This window comes from Diaphorobacter sp. HDW4A (assembly GCF_011305995.1).
In the GTDB taxonomy this organism is placed as follows: domain Bacteria; phylum Pseudomonadota; class Gammaproteobacteria; order Burkholderiales; family Burkholderiaceae_C; genus Diaphorobacter_A.
Map to the genome: position 1 here is coordinate 3,441,897 of NZ_CP049910.1, position 14,057 is coordinate 3,455,953.

Consider the following 14,057-nt stretch of genomic DNA (forward strand, 5'->3'; position numbering starts at 1 on the left):
TGACCTCAGTTCGTGGGAATGCCTGCTTCGCCTTCGATGAGTGATTCACCGGGCTTCACGATGTCGAAGGAAACGGGAACCATCTCGAGCGACACCTCGTCCTCCACCGCGCCCACACGCGTGTAGCAGCTGGTATGCAGATCGCCCGCATCGGGAAAGTCTTCGCGGAAATGAGCGCCCCGACTGTTCTCGCGCGCGAGTGCGGAGATCGTGATGACCTTGGAGATATCCACCAGACTCTCCAGGTTGAGCCAGTCATGCCACGTCACGTTGTAGCGGCGATCTCCATCATTCACTCCGATATGGCGCAACGCATCACGATGGCCGGCGACCGCACCGAGGCCGCGCTCCATCGCCTCCTTGTGGCGCAGCACGCCCACGTCGTCCCACATGGTCTGGGAGAGCGCATCGCGCAATTCATGGATGCGGCCTATGGGCTTGGAGAACGGATACTCCGCCCGTTCAATGCCACGTGCAATCACACGCTTGTCGGGCTCGCGCCAGACGCCTTCGCGCTGCACGAATGCAGCCATTGCGTCGCCTGCAATACCGCCGAAAACAGTGGAATTGGCAACGCCGTTCCCACCCAGGCGATTCGCGCCGTGCACTCCACCGCAGTCTTCGCCAGCGGCGAACAATCCGGGCGATGCGGTGGAACCATCCACGTTGAACTCCACGCCGCCCATCAGGTAATGCGCGGTGGGCACCACTTCGACCTTGCCGCCCGCGAGGTCAAAGCCACAGTCGCTGCAGCGGTTGACCATGCCGGGAAAAGTCTTCGCCACTTTTTCCGGACCAAGATGGCTCATCTGGATATACACACCGCCCATCGGGCCAGTGCGCCCCGCGCGCATTTCCGCGTAGATACCGCGGCTCACCACGTCGCGCGTGGCACGTTCGCCGCGCTTGTCGTAGTTGTTCATGAAGCGCTCGCCATCGCCGTTGAGCAGGTAGCCACCCGCACCACGCAAGCCTTCTTCCAGCACCGTACCAGTCATGCGCGTGTCGGGGCCGCCCAGCAATCCCGTGGGATGGAACTGCACCATCTCCATATCGCGCAACTTCAACCCGTAACGCAGTGCCATTGCCAAGCCGTCACAAGTCTTGTCGCCCGATGGCGTGTGATAGCGATACATGGTGGGCCCTGCACCGGTCGCAAGCAACACGGCCTTGGCCTGCACAAAGCGATAGGCGCCGGTGCGCATATCGATGAACAGCACACCCGCGATGCCCGAACCATCTGCCGCCGGAATCAGTTCAATCGCGCGGTGCTCCTCCAACTCTTCGGCTTCAACGGCCCGCACTTGCTCCATCAAGCGGTTGATGATTTCGATGCCAGTGAGGTCGGCCTTGTGCACCGTTCTGTCAAAGCTCTGACCAGCGAAAGCCTTCGAGTGCAATGAACCGTCGGGATTGCGGTCGAAGAAGCAACCGATCTCGTTTTCGAGCTCACGCACCCGTTCGACAGCCCCTTCCACCAGCCTCCACGCCAGGTCCTGACGCGGCAGCCACTTGCCGCCTTCAATCGTGTCCATGAAATGGCGCTCCACCGAATCGCCCGATGAGAGCGCCACGTTGTATCCGCCCTGCACCATGCGCGTGCAGCCGCATTTGCCCAGCAACCCCTTCACGGCAACGCTCACGCGCAGCGATGGATCGGCCTTCTTGGCATGCAGCGCAGCAAACAGCCCCGCGCCGCCCGTCCCCAGAATCAGAATGTCCGTCTTGTGATTTTCTACATTCATCTCAGATCACCCCCGCTACAAACACCAGACCAATCGCCATCGACGCGGCAAAGCCCCATCCGATCCACGAGATGCGCGCATCGCGTGTGGAGCTCCAGGGGAGCAGTTCGAGCGCCAGCAGACGCAGCCCGAAGAACATGTGCATGGACAGCAGCAGCACCAGGCCCCATTCGCCGAACTTCATCGCCGGCATTTCGGCCAGCTTGAGAAAGCCATCGAGTTTGGCCTCATCAAGCGCCATCGCCAGCACGTAGAAATGCGCGGGAAGAAACACCGCCAGCGCAATGCCGGAGAGGCGATGACCAATGAACGCCCAGTAGCCTTGGTGTGTATGCGAACTCTTCATGACACCAGTCCTCCGACAACCGCCACCGCACGCCAGCCAAGTACCAGCAGCACACAGCCAAACAGCGCGCTGATGGCAAACGCCACGCCGCGCCCCAGTCGCAGCCACTCCACCAACACGTTGCGGATCCCGATCGGCACATGCAGCGCAACACTGAGCACGAACAAGCCGTAGAACAGGATCCAGATCCAGTTGCCTTTGGTGCGCGAGAGGATTTCCCCAGCGGTCAACCCGCCCTGCACCGCATAGATGATCACGGCCACATGCACCATAACGAAGGGCGCCATGAGCATCGCAGTGAAGCGCTGAAGCGCAAACAAACGGGCTTCCATGTCAGCCCCTTTTCAGAAAACTCATCAGCGCGTTGCGCTTGAGCCCGGCGATGCTGCCGGTCGGGCTGAGACTCACGGGGCAATGCGTCATGCAACTGCCTTGCGTGTGGCAGGAGTTGCAACCGCTGCCCGACATGGCCTTGTTTAGCACGTCCTTGGGATCGGCGTGGCGTTCGTCATTGAACAACGTCCACGCACGATTGAGCGCTGCGGGTCCGAGGTATTCCTTGTCCCACGAAACCACGTCGCAGGCCGCGTAGCACACCGCGCAGTTGATGCACTCGATGGCGGCATCCGCAAGCTTGCGCTGCTTGCTTTGCGGCAGTACGGCAGCGGGAGGATCGTTGCGGGTGGCGGTGCCGACGAAGGTGTTTCCCGCCTTCTTCCACTTGTCGAAGAACTCGCGCATGTCGACCACAAGGTCCTTCACACGCGGCAGATTACGCAGCGGCTCGATCACGATGGAGCCGTTGTCCTCCACACGGCTCACATGGGTACGGCAGGTCCAGCGCGGCTTGCCGTTGACGGTCATCGCACACGATCCGCACACACCGACGCGACATGCAAAGCGATAGGAGAGATCGGGCTCCTGTGTGCGCTGGATCTCGGTGATCACGTCGAGCACGGTCTGATTCTCGCGCCACGGTACCGAGTAGGTCGTGTAGCGGGTGTTGTCGTCAACACCTCGTGCGATGCTGACTGTGAGTTGTCTCGGGTTCGTGGGTTTATCTGTTTCCATTTTTCTCTCACATGACTTGAAACGCCGTTGTGAGAGTGATTCTATAAATCTAGTTTTTATGAATCAATGCAAAATAACTTGATATTTTCTGAACTTAATTCAGTCCATAAACCCCACACAGAACCCCTCAAGAATCAGGAAAAACCTGTGGTTTTCAATGCACTTCGTGACACGCATCGACCTCCCGATTTCACTTAAAACATTGAAGATAAATTTCAATAACTTCTGTTTCATTGAATAAAATCCTGCGTTCTTCCAACAAAAAAGGCCGTCTTTCGACGGCCTTCGTGGCATTGAGAGTCACTTGACTCGAGAGGCTCATGCGCCCTTGTGACCACCCGCCCGCTCATGAAACACGATGGGCTTGGAATCCTGTGCCTCCAGCGGACTGCTGCTGTGGCACGAGCCACCACCGGTGCCCGGCGTGCTGTCACAACTGCTGCATCCGCTCCCGCACCCCGTGGTCTGAGCAAGCTTGGGGTTGATCTTGCCCAGTGGGTTGCGCCATTTCTGCGGCATGTAGCGCCACAGCACATACAGCACCGCAAAGGCGACGACGAGTCCGACAACGATGGTTTGAGTCATGTGAACCAATCTCCAATCAACTACACGCAAGGGCGACCGAGCCATTGAGGCCGAGGCCTCAACCCCAGCCCAGCGCCACCGCTGCGTGATAAACAATCAGGCAGGCGATGTAGGCGAGGCCGAAAAGATACCCTGCCATGATCGCCACGTACTTCCAGCTATTCGTCTCGCGGCGCACCGTGGCCAAGGTGGCGAGGCATTGAGGTGCGAAGATGAACCAGGTGAGCAGCGACAGCGCGGTGGCCAGCGACCATTGGCTTGCGATCAGCGGGCCCAGTTGGGCCGCAGTGTCGTCGCCCGATGCGGACAGCGCGTACACGGTGCCAAGTGCGCTCACCGCCACTTCGCGTGCGGCCATACCGGGGACCAGCGCAATGCAGATCTGCCAGTTGAAGCCGATGGGCGCGAAGACCAGCGCCATCGCTTCGCCGATGCGGCCCGCGAGGCTGTAGGTGATGGCCGGTTCGGTCGCGCCGTCCGGTGCGCCGGGGAACGAGGACAGAAACCACAGCACGATGGTCAACGCAAGGATGATACCGCCCACGCGCTTCAAGAAGATGATGGCGCGTTCGTACAGGCCGATGATCAGGCTGCGGATGCTGGGCCAGCGGTAGGCGGGCAATTCCATCATCAGCGCTGCGCGGCCCTGGCGTGCGCCGAAGCGCTTGGCGACATAGGCGACCGCCATGGCGCTCACGATGCCCGCGATATACAGAGCGAACAGCACGAGGCCTTGCAGATTGAACAGACCGCCGACAGTGCGCTCCGGAATGAAGGCGCCGATGAGCAACGCATAGACCGGCAGCCGCGCCGAGCAGGTCATCAGCGGCGCGATCATGATGGTGACGAGCCGGTCGCGCCAGCTCGGGATCGAGCGCGCGGCCATCACGCCGGGAATCGCGCAGGCGAAGCTCGAGAGCAGCGGAATGAACGAGCGGCCCGACAGACCGACCGTGCCCATCACGCGGTCCAGTAGGAATGCGGCGCGCGGCAGGTAGCCCGAATCTTCGAGCACCAGAATGAAGAAGAACAGAATCAGAATCTGCGGCAGGAACACCAACACGCCACCGGCACCCGCGATCACGCCATCGGCCAGAAGGCTGCGCAGCGGGCCGTCCGACATGTGGGCCTTCAGCCATTCTGCGGCCGATGCGGTCGTGGCATCGATGAAGTCCATGGGCACGGCCGCCCATGCGAACACCGCCTGAAAGATCAGGAACAGCAGCACCGCCAGCAGCACCAGCCCCCAGACCGGGTGCAGCACGATGGCGTCGATCTTGTCGTCACGCACCAATTGCACGGCGGGCGTCTTCACGGCCAAATCCAGAATGCGGCGCACCTCGTCGTGCAGCTCCAGCACGCGCTGTGCGGCATCGCCCTTGAGTTCTTCCTTCTTGGCAGGAATGGCGCTCTTGAGCTGATCGGCGTCGATCCATTGGAGCAGGTCCTGCGCACCATCGGCCTTCACCGCGACGGTGGAAATCACCGGCACGCCGAGTTCGCGCGACAGAACGGTTTGGTCGATCTCGATACCCTGCTTCTTGGCCATGTCGGTCATGTTGAGCACCAGCACCATCGGCAGGCCGAGGTTGCGGGCTTCTAGCACCAAGCGCAGATTCAGGCGCAGATGCGTCGCATCGGTCACGCAGGCCACCAGCTCCGGAAGCGGCTCGCCTTTGCGGCGACCCAGCAGCACATCCCGCGTGACGGCTTCGTCCATGCTCTGCGCGTGCAGGCTGTAGGCGCCCGGCAGGTCGAGCATGCGCACGCGCTTGCCGCCCGGCGTGGTGAGCCAGCCCTCTTTGCGCTCCACGGTCACGCCCGCGTAGTTCGCCACCTTCTGGCGCGCGCCGGTCATCAGGTTGAACAGCGCCGTCTTGCCGCAATTGGGATTGCCCAGCAGCGCCACATGCAGTGCGCTGCCCGAAGCTGGTTGATTGCTTGCGCTAGTCGTCATCTCTTGCCCTCGTATCTCGATTTGTCTTTGCCGTCAGGTCTTGGCTGGCTGCACCAGCACGAACGCCGCTTCGTCGCGGCGCAACGCAAATGTCGCCTGCCCCACGCGGATCGCGAGCGGGTCGGCACCGGGGAAGCCGGTGGCGAGCACGCGCACCTGCTCGCCCGGCAGGAAACCAATCTCCATCAAACGGAGCACCAGTTCTTTCTCGCGCTCGTCGCTCGCAGGCTTGAGAGCGATGACGACTCCCTCCTGACGGCGTCCAAGCGTGTCCAGAGCGATGGCGGCAGATGCCGTCAAACCGCTTGAAAGTGGCTGCCCGCTTGATTCTTGTGGCTGTACTCGCATGTCTTCTTGCTCGGTCCTGAATGGTTTTAATTCTCATTCTAAAAGAGACCAGACAAAATAAGGTGGAATTCAGCAAGTGCCCCTTTGGTGTGCATCAGTACGTAACGCGCAAAGTCGCGCCCGGCCAGCGCCAAAAAGCCAATCTCCGTATCGGGAGTCAACTATTGAAAATGCTCAGGTGCTGGTCTCCCTAAAATTCCCGGCATCCGACAGCTCTGCTTGTGCCGCGTGACGGCTGAGAGGGACACCCCCTGCCTTTGTGCCCATCCCGTGCTTGCATTCGCCAGCGTCCGTCGCAACGCCCAAACTTTGTTTGCCCTCCGTTGACCGCATCGGATGCCCGCGCGCGCCTGCCTCGCTTCAGTGGCTTTGCGCGCATTGGCATTCAGGGAACCCGCCTTCATGCCACCGACCCTTTTATTGACTGCACTCCATCACGCGATGGGCCTCGCGTTGCTGCTGGCTCTTCCGCTGGGCACCTTCGCCGCCACCGAAGCGCGCCTGCGCGCACAGGACGTGGCGCTGCTCGCGGCATCTTGTGCCAACTGCCACGGGCCCGATGGCCGCTCGGTCGGCGAGATCCCGTCACTGCGCGGCGCCACCGCCGCCCACCTGCAGCAGCGCATGCGGAACTTCAAGACCGGCAAGGCCACCGACGCCACCGTCATGACCCGGCTGATGAAGGGCTACGCCGACGACGAGATCGACGCGCTCGCGCAGTGGTTTGCCAATCCCGCCACTGCCACGCTGATGGGGGCCAAGCAATGAGCATGCCCTCCCACTCCGTCGACACCATCGACACCATCGATCGCCGCGCAGTGCTGACCCGCGCGCTCGCAGGCGCCGCCACCGTGGCTGCGCCGGGCTGGGTGCGCGCGCAGAACGCATCCGCCCATGTCGTCGTCATCGGCGGCGGCTTCGGCGGGGCCACGGCCGCACGCTATCTGCGCGAATATGCGCCGCAACTGCGCATCACGCTGGTCGAGCCCGAACCGCGCTTCTTCACCTGCCCTTTCTCCAATCTCTATCTTGCGGGTCTGCGCAGCTGGGAGAGCATCGGCCACGGCTTCGACGGCCTGCGCGCTGCGGGCATCGATGTAATCCACGCGCGCGCGGAAGACGTGGACAGCTCCGCGCGCGCCGTGAAGCTATCGAACGGCCGGTCTCTCAACTATGACCGCCTCGTCCTCTCACCCGGCGTGGACATGCGCTGGAACGCCATTGCAGGCTATGACGAGCAGGCCGCACAGAAGGCGCCGCATGCCTGGAAGGCCGGTGCGCAGACGCAACTGCTGCGCAAGCAGATGGCGGCGATGGACGACGGCGGCACCTTCGTCATGACCATCCCCGACAACCCGTTCCGCTGCCCGCCCGGCCCGTATGAACGCGCGGCAATGGTGGCGCACTACTTCAAACAGCACAAGCCGCGCAGCAAAGTCCTGCTGCTCGACGCCAAGGACAATTTTTCAAAAAAGGCGCAGTTCCAGCAGGGCTGGAAGGTGCTGTACGGTGACATGATCGAATGGGTGGGCCTTGCGGACGATGGCCTCGTCACGCGTGTTGATGCAGCCACGCTCGAGGTCGAGACCAACTTCGGCACACGCCACAAGGCCAGCGTGCTCAACGTGATTCCGCCGCAGAAAGCGGGCTTCATCGCCGAACGCGCAGGCGTGACCGACGCGAGCGGCTGGGTGCCCGTGCGCGCCGAGACCTTTGAGTCTCGGCAGGTCAAAGGCGTCTATGTACTGGGCGACGCCACCATTGCAGCGCCCATGCCCAAGTCAGGCTTTGCCGCCAATACGCAAGGCAAGCTGGCCGCAGCCGCTATCGCCACGGAACTCACCGGCAGACCGCTGCCCGCTGCTGTGTACGCCAACACCTGCTACAGCCTGATCGGTACGGACTACGGCATCTCCGTCGCGGGCGTGTACCGCGCGCAAGAAGGCAAGCTCATCGAAATGCCCGACTCCGGCGGCGTGAGCCCGATGGACGGAAACGCCGCGTTCCGCGCGGCCGAGGCACGCTACGGCGCGACCTGGTACGCCGCCATCAGCGCCGACATCTGGGACCGCTGACATGGACGCCTCTTCCAACTCCACCCTCCTCTGGGCCGGTTTCGCACTTGGCTGCGCGTTTGGCGCGGCGGCACGCTTGAGCCGCTTCTGCCTGCTGCGCGGCCTGCGCGAATGGCTCACGCCCACCGCGCCGCAAGCCCGCCGTCACGGCGCTCCCGCGCTGCAGGCATTCGCACTCGCACTGGCCATCGCACTGCTCGCCACCCAATGGCTGGCCCAAGCGGGGCAGATCGATCTCGGAACAGCTCAAACCGTGCGCGGCAATATCTCCGTCGTCGGCATGCTGATCGGCGGCCTGCTGTTCGGCATCGGCATGACGCTAGCGCGCGCCTGCGGTGCCCGCGCGCTGGTGCTGCTCGCGGGCGGCAATCTGCGTGCGCTGATCACCCTGCTGTGCATGGCAATGGCCGCGCAGGCCACGCTCACCGGCGTGCTGTTTCCGGTGCGCCAGTGGCTGCAGGGCTTTGGCCTCGTCACGCTGCCACATGCCACATTGCCCGCACTGCTTCAACAAGGCGCTGGCCTACCGAGCATGGCAGCGCTGATCGTCGCCGTGGGCCTGCCCGTGGCGGCCCTGCTTGCCTACGCCCTGTGGCAACCGGCCCTGCGCCGCAGCGCCGCGCAACTGGTCGGCGCCATCGTCATAGGTGCGCTGGTAGCCGCTGGTTGGTGGATCACCGGGCATGTCGGCATCGACCCGTTCGAGCCCGTTCCGCTCACCTCACTGAGCTTCGTCGGCCCGGTCGCAGAAGCGCTGCTCTATCTGCAACTGGCCGTGGGGCGCACGCTCAACATCGGCCCGGCCATCGTCGTCGGCACGCTCTGCGGCGCGGCCGCCATGGCGCTCGTCACGCGCACCGCGCGCTGGGAGGGATTCGACAGCCCTGCGCGCTTTGCCGCATCCGCCATCGGCGGCCTGCTCATGGGCCTGGGCGGTGTGCTGGCCGTGGGCTGCACTATCGGCCAAGGCCTCAGCGGCCTCTCGACGCTCGCCATTGCAAGCCTGCCCGCCGTGTTCGGCATCGCGGCCGGTGCGGTGCTGACAATCCAGATTCAATCCACCATTTTTCACACGCAACCAGAGGGACTACCAGCATGAAACGTCGCAATTTCCTCATCACGCCATCCGCACTCGCTTTGGGCGCAGCGGCGGCCGCTCCGGGTCTTGCCATGGCGGCCCCCACCATCATTACGCCGCAATCGCGCATCCTCCCGCGCGAAGGCAAGGGCCCGCGCATCGTGATCTGCGGTGGCGGCTGGGGCGGCATGACCGCCGCGCGCTATCTGCGCGAGCTGATCCCCAACTCCGACGTGGTGCTGCTCGAGCGCAACCCCACATTCTGGTCCGGCCCGATGAGCAACAAGTGGCTCATCGACGTGGTGAACACCGACTTCGTCAACCACGACATGCTGCGTCCCGCCAACAAATACGGCTACAAGCTGCTGCAGTGCGAGGTCAACGGCTTCGAGCGCGACAAGAAGCTGGTGCGCACCTCACTCGGCGTGATCGACTACGACTACCTGATCCTCTCGGGCGGCATCCGCAACGACTACGAGGCGTGGTTCGGCAACGACCAGCGCGCCATCGACTACACGCGCAAGCACTTCCCCAATGCCTACATTCCGAATCAGGAAATGTTCGCGCTCAAGCAGAAGGTCAAGGACTTCAAGGGCGGCACGCTGGTCATGACGCTGCCGCCGCCACCGCACCGCTGCCCGCCCTCGCCCTACGAGCGCGCCTGCCTGATCGCATGGCACATCAAGAAGAACAAGATCCCCGGCAAGATCGTCATTCTCGACCCCAAGCCCAAGATCGCGCCCATCGGCGTGGGCTACAAGCAGGCCTTCGACGAGCTGTATCCCGACATCATCACCCACGTGCCCAACGCGCGCGTGCAGGAGGTCGATCCGTTCAACAAGAAGATCAAGACCGCCGCGGGCGAGTTCAAGTTTGACGACGCCATCCTCATGCCCCCCCATCAGGCCGCCGAAATGGTCTGGCATGCCGATCTCATCGGCAAGACTCCCGACGGCAAGCCCACCGGCTGGGCCGACATGCACCCGCGCCTGTTCAACGCGCGCAGCGACGAGAACGTCTATTTCGTTGGCGACCTCATGGGCACCATCTCCGACCAGTTCGGCCACTACCCCAAGAGCGGCCACGTGGCCAACTACATCGGCCGCATCGTCGCGCAGAACATCGCGCAGCGCGTGGCGGGCAAGGAAGTCACGCTGCTGCTGCCCGACAACCTCTGCTACATGATGGTCAACGGCGACCCGCAGGAAGAGATCTCGGTGAAGTTCGAATACGAGGTCGATCCCACCGGTAAGGTCATCCAGACGCAGATCGACATGGACGTGCGCACCGCCGATCTGGTGAAGGAAGATTTCGCCTGGGCCCGCAGCAAGTTCAGTGACTTTTTGGCGATCTGACGATGAGCGCAACATCCAACAAGCACGTCACTCGCCGCACGCTGATCGCGGGCGCCGCGAGTGCCGGTGCAGCGCTCACGCTCCCGGCCGTCGCGCAGACGACTGCGCAGCCCGCAGCCAAGTCGCCACTGGTCGGCCCGCTCGCGCCCAATCCGGTCGAGTTCAAGAAGATGCTCGACGAGTTCACGCGCGGCAAAACGCCAAAGACCGAGGGCCTGTGGCTCGACGTCTCGGTGCTCGCCGACAACCCGAGCGCCGTACCCGTCAAGGTCAAGGTCGATCTGCCGATCACCGACAAGGACTGGTGCGAAGAAATTATCGTGCTCGCCGAGCTCAACCCCTCGCCCCTCGCCTGCCGCGTGAAGTTCACCCAGGCCAACGGCACGGCCGAAGCCGCAGTGCGCGTTCGCCTGTCGCAGACGCAGACCCTCCACGCACTCGCCCGCATGAAGAGCGGCCAGGTGCTCGCGGCCAAACAAGCCGTCACCGTGGCCGCCAGCGGCTGCGGAATGTGAAGGAGAAACGTGAAAGAGACAATCGCATGAACAACGGCAAACCCCCACGCATCTGGGTAAGCAACGCCACGCCGAAAAAAGGCGAGGTTATCCGCGTGCGCGCCCAGATCGAACACATCATGGAAAGCGGCCTGCGCACCGACGCCGACGGCAAGATCCGCCCACGCAACATCGTCACGGCCTTCGAGGCCCGCCTCGGCAACGCGCTGCTGTTCATCTGGGAACCCGGCATCAGCATCTCGCAGAACCCCTACATCGAATTCACGTTTCTGGCACGCGAAAGCGGCGATCTGAATTTTTTGTGGAAGGACGATACGGGGGAAACGCTGAGCGCCAAGAAAGCCATTGCAGTCGCCTGAACGGCGGATAGTTGAATCGGGGTGTCTGGCTCTTTCATGCATGGATGAAACCACACCCCGATTGCGAAATAATGGCAGCTCCCGCGAAAACACCGGCCATCGCTGCCCAAATGACCTCCTCTTCAGAACATCCCTGCCTCACCTGCGGCGCCTGCTGCGCCAGTTTTCGCGTCGATTTTGCAGTCGAGGAAACGCAGGAATGCGGCGGCAGCGTGCCCGATGGGCTGGTGGTTCCGGTCACCGACTACACCGCCCGCATGCGCGGCACCGATCATGCTTCGCCGCGCTGCGCAGCGCTTACCGGTAAGGTTGGCGTGAAGGCCGCCTGCGGCATCTATGAGTGGCGGCCCTCGCCCTGCCGCGAATTCGAGGCTGGGTCAGATGCCTGCCAGCGGGCGCGGGCTCGGCATGGCATGCCGGTGCTGGATGATCCACTCGCGGCATAGCATGGTCACAAACGCTGTGCATCACGGTACGATGCACGCTATGAGCGATTCGCAATCCCCACCATCCCACGCCAGCAGCCCCAGAATTTGGGACATCTCCGCCCCCGTGCATGTCGGCACGCCGGTCTTTCCGGGGGACACCGAATACTCGCAGCAATGGAACGCCACCATCTCACCGGGCTGCCCGGTGAACGTGGCGACGATCACGCTGTCGCCCCATGTGGGCACGCATGCCGATGCGCCTCTGCACTACGACGCGCAGGGCGCGACGGCGGGCCATGTGCCGCTCGATGCCTACATCGGCCCCTGCCGCGTGATCCATGCCATCGGCCATGGCGCGCTGATCCGCTGGGAAGACATCGCGCATGCAGTGAACGGCCTGCCGTCGCGCGTGCTGGTGCGCACCTACCGCCGCATGCCCGTGGACCGCTGGGACGCGGAGCTCACCGCCTATGCGCCCGAGACGGTCGAGCGGCTGGCCGACCTTGGCGTGCGGCTCATCGGCATCGACACCGCGAGCATCGACCCGGCCAACAGTAAGACGCTGGATTCGCACCAGATCCTCCGCCGCCGCGACATGCGCGTGCTCGAGAATCTGGTGCTCGACGACGTCGCGGAAGGCGACTACGAACTCATCGCCCTGCCGCTCAAGCTCACCACGGCCGATGCCTCGCCGGTGCGCGCCATCCTGCGCGAACTTGTCGTCTAGCGCCTGCTAACGCAAATACAGGCCCAACAACACGTTGAGCAGCGCCATCAGCGCGACCGCCGCCATATCCGTCCACAGCACGGTCATCTGAACCCAGCGGCGGCTCTGCAGCGCCTCGGGCGGGGCGAGGTGGCAGGCCATCTCGATCTTGCCGGGCGAGGCCATCAGCAGCAGCGCCGCACTCACGTTGTGCACCGCCATGAAGGGCAGCAGCGGCACGGAGAGCGCACGTGCGATCTCGGCCTGCGTGGCGGCGAACATCGCATTCGCACCCGTGTTCGAGCCCGTCGCGAAGCCGCCCAGCGCCCCCACGAACGGCGCAGCAAACAGATACGCCACGCCCCCGGCAGACAGCGCGCGCGCCAGTTGCGCAGCCATGCCTGAGACAGCCATCAGCACGCCGAGCACGATGAACAGGCCCGTTACAGGTGCCACCTGCGACCAGGATTTCGCGCTGCTTCTGAGCACTGCCTGTGGTGGCAGCCCTCGTGAAAAATACAGCGCCGCGATGAACAGCCACACGCCCGGCGACGCCAGCACATGCAGAGCTGGCGAGAGCTGCAGCACGCGCAAAACCACACCAGCCAACAATACGCCGAACAGCAGCACCGCATAGGCCGTGAGTGCCCGCGCACCCAGCGCACCCAGCGCACCAAGCGCTACGCGCGCCGCGCCTTCGGTTGCCTTGCGCGCCCCGAAATGCCCGCGAGCGAGGAACAACAGAATCATCACCAGCGCGCCCAGCGCCCCCGCAGGTGCCGTCCCCACCGTGAGGTTGGCCACGGCCACCGCCACCGTCAGCAGCAGCCCCGAAACAGTGCCCTGCGCCACCGCCCCGCCACGCGCACCGGGCTCGCTCGCCAGCCATGCGGCCACCACGCCGGTAATCACGAACGGAATCACGCTCACATAGGCCGACGCCACGCCCAGCGCATCGAGCGGCAGTCCCGCCATCGTCGCTGCAATCAGCGTGCCCGGCCCCATGGAGCCCCACGGCACGGCGCACAGCCCCAGCAGACCGATCACAGCCACCTTGCGCGCAGACAGCCCGCAATGCACCAGCAGCGGAATGCCGATGGTGATGCCGATGCCAAAGCCCGTCAGTGATTCCGCAAACGGCGTGACGCCATGCACCACCAGCAGCACCGCGCCCACGCCGTGGCCGGTGCGCGCAAGAATCCATTGCGCGAGCGCCTTCTGCGCGCCCGCCACGCGCAGCACCTCCGACAGCAGCAGCCCGCCGCCCACGATCAGCAGCACCTCCACCAGCACCGGCAGCCACACGCGCAGCGCGGAAAAAGCGGCATCGCCCGTGAGCGGAAACGCCGCCGCCATACCCACCAGCGCCAACACCACGCCCAACAACGCGGCATGCAGCGACCGCACGCCCGCAAACAGCGCCACAATCACCACCAAGACCGGCAGCGCACTCCAAATCAGCTGCATTTCGCCACTCCGTTAAAATTTC

At 63.7% G+C, this 14,057-nt stretch carries 16 protein-coding genes; 8 read left to right on the plus strand and 8 right to left on the minus strand.

Annotated elements, in window-relative coordinates; genetic code table 11:
• Positions 1–5: 5 nt before the first annotated feature.
• From G7047_RS15665 to G7047_RS15695, 7 genes are all read right to left on the minus strand, one after another.
• Positions 6–1,745 (minus strand): L-aspartate oxidase, encoded by a 1,740-nt coding sequence (locus G7047_RS15665; protein ID WP_166307227.1) that lies wholly within the window; start codon positions 1,743–1,745, stop codon positions 6–8.
• Between the two features lies 1 nt (position 1,746).
• Entirely contained in the window at positions 1,747–2,091 is a 345-nt protein-coding gene (locus G7047_RS15670; RefSeq protein WP_166307230.1) for a succinate dehydrogenase, read from the minus strand.
• Positions 2,088–2,423, minus strand: coding sequence for a succinate dehydrogenase (locus G7047_RS15675; protein ID WP_166307233.1), 336 nt, complete (start codon positions 2,421–2,423; stop codon positions 2,088–2,090). Before G7047_RS15675 ends, G7047_RS15670 begins: the two co-directional genes overlap by 4 nt.
• Before the next feature lies 1 nt (position 2,424).
• Positions 2,425–3,162, minus strand: a complete 738-nt coding sequence (locus tag G7047_RS15680; protein WP_166307236.1) for a succinate dehydrogenase/fumarate reductase iron-sulfur subunit — start codon at positions 3,160–3,162, stop codon at positions 2,425–2,427.
• 318 nt (positions 3,163–3,480) lie between these two features.
• The gene (locus G7047_RS15685) at positions 3,481–3,747 is read right to left on the minus strand and encodes a FeoB-associated Cys-rich membrane protein (protein ID WP_166299498.1); all 267 of its coding nucleotides are present in this window, start codon (positions 3,745–3,747) and stop codon (positions 3,481–3,483) included.
• 58 nt (positions 3,748–3,805) lie between these two features.
• The gene (locus G7047_RS15690; protein ID WP_166307239.1) at positions 3,806–5,704 is read right to left on the minus strand and encodes a ferrous iron transporter B; all 1,899 of its coding nucleotides are present in this window, start codon (positions 5,702–5,704) and stop codon (positions 3,806–3,808) included.
• Between the two features lie 33 nt (positions 5,705–5,737).
• Entirely contained in the window at positions 5,738–6,052 is a 315-nt protein-coding gene (locus G7047_RS15695) for a FeoA family protein (protein WP_166307242.1), read from the minus strand.
• 402 nt (positions 6,053–6,454) lie between these two features.
• On the opposite strand from G7047_RS15695, the gene G7047_RS15700 reads away from it, so the two are divergent.
• From G7047_RS15700 to kynB, 8 genes are all read left to right on the plus strand, one after another.
• A complete protein-coding gene (locus G7047_RS15700) occupies positions 6,455–6,820 on the plus strand; it encodes a c-type cytochrome (protein ID WP_166307245.1) in 366 nt (121 codons plus the stop codon).
• A 2-nt stretch (positions 6,821–6,822) separates the two neighbouring features.
• Positions 6,823–8,127, plus strand: coding sequence for an NAD(P)/FAD-dependent oxidoreductase (locus G7047_RS15705; protein WP_166307248.1), 1,305 nt, complete (start codon positions 6,823–6,825; stop codon positions 8,125–8,127).
• Between the two features lies 1 nt (position 8,128).
• Positions 8,129–9,226 (plus strand): YeeE/YedE family protein, encoded by a 1,098-nt coding sequence (locus G7047_RS15710; RefSeq protein WP_166307251.1) that lies wholly within the window; start codon positions 8,129–8,131, stop codon positions 9,224–9,226.
• On the plus strand, positions 9,223–10,560 hold the full coding sequence (locus tag G7047_RS15715; protein ID WP_166307254.1) for an FAD-dependent oxidoreductase: 1,338 nt from the start codon (positions 9,223–9,225) through the stop codon (positions 10,558–10,560). Before G7047_RS15710 ends, G7047_RS15715 begins: the two co-directional genes overlap by 4 nt.
• A gap of 2 nt (positions 10,561–10,562) precedes the next feature.
• The gene (locus tag G7047_RS15720; protein ID WP_166307257.1) at positions 10,563–11,075 is read left to right on the plus strand and encodes a thiosulfate oxidation carrier protein SoxY; all 513 of its coding nucleotides are present in this window, start codon (positions 10,563–10,565) and stop codon (positions 11,073–11,075) included.
• Positions 11,076–11,101: 26 nt separating this feature from the next.
• The gene (soxZ, locus tag G7047_RS15725) at positions 11,102–11,434 is read left to right on the plus strand and encodes a thiosulfate oxidation carrier complex protein SoxZ (RefSeq protein ID WP_166307260.1); all 333 of its coding nucleotides are present in this window, start codon (positions 11,102–11,104) and stop codon (positions 11,432–11,434) included.
• A gap of 110 nt (positions 11,435–11,544) precedes the next feature.
• Complete coding sequence (locus tag G7047_RS15730; RefSeq protein WP_205904640.1) at positions 11,545–11,880, plus strand: YkgJ family cysteine cluster protein; 336 nt, start codon at positions 11,545–11,547, stop codon at positions 11,878–11,880.
• A gap of 40 nt (positions 11,881–11,920) precedes the next feature.
• Positions 11,921–12,589, plus strand: coding sequence for an arylformamidase (gene kynB / locus G7047_RS15735; RefSeq protein ID WP_240939147.1), 669 nt, complete (start codon positions 11,921–11,923; stop codon positions 12,587–12,589).
• Between the two features lie 6 nt (positions 12,590–12,595).
• Here kynB and G7047_RS15740 read toward each other — a convergent pair whose 3' ends face one another.
• Positions 12,596–14,035 (minus strand): L-lactate permease, encoded by a 1,440-nt coding sequence (locus G7047_RS15740; protein ID WP_166307269.1) that lies wholly within the window; start codon positions 14,033–14,035, stop codon positions 12,596–12,598.
• Positions 14,036–14,057 lie beyond the last annotated feature (22 nt).

What these genes read in the sequence shown, in the direction of transcription:
- G7047_RS15665 (WP_166307227.1), bottom strand. Translation starts at nt 1,745, where the DNA reads ATGAATGTAGAAAATCACAAGACGGACATTCTGATTCTGGGGACGGGC.
- G7047_RS15690 (WP_166307239.1), bottom strand. Translation starts at nt 5,704, where the DNA reads ATGACGACTAGCGCAAGCAATCAACCAGCTTCGGGCAGCGCACTGCAT.
- G7047_RS15680 (WP_166307236.1), bottom strand. Translation starts at nt 3,162, where the DNA reads ATGGAAACAGATAAACCCACGAACCCGAGACAACTCACAGTCAGCATC.
- G7047_RS15715 (WP_166307254.1), top strand. Translation starts at nt 9,223, where the DNA reads ATGAAACGTCGCAATTTCCTCATCACGCCATCCGCACTCGCTTTGGGC.
- G7047_RS15685 (WP_166299498.1), bottom strand. Translation starts at nt 3,747, where the DNA reads ATGACTCAAACCATCGTTGTCGGACTCGTCGTCGCCTTTGCGGTGCTG.
- G7047_RS15730 (WP_205904640.1), top strand. Translation starts at nt 11,545, where the DNA reads ATGACCTCCTCTTCAGAACATCCCTGCCTCACCTGCGGCGCCTGCTGC.
- G7047_RS15720 (WP_166307257.1), top strand. Translation starts at nt 10,563, where the DNA reads ATGAGCGCAACATCCAACAAGCACGTCACTCGCCGCACGCTGATCGCG.
- G7047_RS15740 (WP_166307269.1), bottom strand. Translation starts at nt 14,035, where the DNA reads ATGCAGCTGATTTGGAGTGCGCTGCCGGTCTTGGTGGTGATTGTGGCG.
- G7047_RS15695 (WP_166307242.1), bottom strand. Translation starts at nt 6,052, where the DNA reads ATGCGAGTACAGCCACAAGAATCAAGCGGGCAGCCACTTTCAAGCGGT.
- G7047_RS15675 (WP_166307233.1), bottom strand. Translation starts at nt 2,423, where the DNA reads ATGGAAGCCCGTTTGTTTGCGCTTCAGCGCTTCACTGCGATGCTCATG.
- G7047_RS15670 (WP_166307230.1), bottom strand. Translation starts at nt 2,091, where the DNA reads ATGAAGAGTTCGCATACACACCAAGGCTACTGGGCGTTCATTGGTCAT.
- kynB (WP_240939147.1), top strand. Translation starts at nt 11,921, where the DNA reads ATGAGCGATTCGCAATCCCCACCATCCCACGCCAGCAGCCCCAGAATT.
- G7047_RS15710 (WP_166307251.1), top strand. Translation starts at nt 8,129, where the DNA reads ATGGACGCCTCTTCCAACTCCACCCTCCTCTGGGCCGGTTTCGCACTT.
- G7047_RS15705 (WP_166307248.1), top strand. Translation starts at nt 6,823, where the DNA reads ATGCCCTCCCACTCCGTCGACACCATCGACACCATCGATCGCCGCGCA.
- G7047_RS15700 (WP_166307245.1), top strand. Translation starts at nt 6,455, where the DNA reads ATGCCACCGACCCTTTTATTGACTGCACTCCATCACGCGATGGGCCTC.
- soxZ (WP_166307260.1), top strand. Translation starts at nt 11,102, where the DNA reads ATGAACAACGGCAAACCCCCACGCATCTGGGTAAGCAACGCCACGCCG.